At 60.5% G+C, this 955-nt stretch carries 1 protein-coding gene; it reads right to left on the reverse strand.

Features of this window, described 5'->3' with window-relative positions; all coding sequences use genetic code 11:
- The coding region (locus MKZ91_RS31505; RefSeq protein ID WP_336174947.1) for an IS256 family transposase at positions 1-863 on the reverse strand (863 nt) is incomplete at its 3' end.
- Between the last annotated feature and the right edge of the window lie 92 nt (positions 864-955).

Below are 955 nucleotides of genomic sequence, written 5' to 3' on the forward strand. Positions count from 1 at the left end.
CGCCATTGAGCGCTTGCTGCCTCCGGCGTCTCCTGGGCAAAGGCCGTTGCGATGAAGGCGGATACGACCCGCCTGCCGCTCTTTCCAGCATGCGCGAGCACGTTCCTCATGAAGTGAACCCGGCACCTTTGCCAGGTGGCATTGAGAACCTTGGTGACGGCAGCTTTGAGACCTTCGTGCGCATCGGAGACGACAAGCTTCACGCCGCGCAATCCTCGGCGTGTCAGCTTACGCAGGAATTCCGTCCAGATCGGCTCGGCCTCCGACGTGCCGACCTCCATGCCCAAGACCTCGCGCCGGCCATCGCTGTTGACGCCGACGGCGATGATGACAGCAACAGAGACAACTCGTCCGCCGCGCCGGACTTTGAGGTAGGTCGCATCGACCCAGACGTACGGCCACTCGCCTTCAATCGGCCTGTCGAGGAACGCCTTCACCTTGACGTCGATCTCCTCGCACAGGCGGCTCACCTGGCTTTTGGAGATGCCACTCATACCCATGGCCTTGACCAGATCGTCGACAGAACGGGTCGAGATTCCCTGGATATACGCTTCCTGGATAACGGCCGTCAGAGCCTTCTCTGCCATACGGCGCGGCTCAAGAAAGCTCGGAAAATAGCTGCCCTTGCGCAGCTTGGGAATGCGAAGCTCGACCGTTCCGGCCCGCGTCTCCCAATCCCGATCACGGTAGCCGTTGCGTTGAGCAAGGCGCATCGGATTCTTCTCACCGAAGTCAGCACCCGTGGCTGAGCCGACCTCCAGCTCCATCAGTCGTTCGGCCGCAAAGCCGATCATCTCGCGCAACAAATCTGCATCCGCGCTCTTCTCAACAAGCGAGCGCACGTTCATCATGTCATTGGTCATCGGTGGTCTTTCCGTCAGGTTGGTCTTGAACAACCCGACCCTATCGGAAAACACTGATGGCCGCCCGCAAACCCGATCACCCGCTACAGCGC

Source organism: Ensifer sp. MJa1 (assembly GCF_037026475.1).
GTDB lineage: Bacteria > Pseudomonadota > Alphaproteobacteria > Rhizobiales > Rhizobiaceae > Ensifer.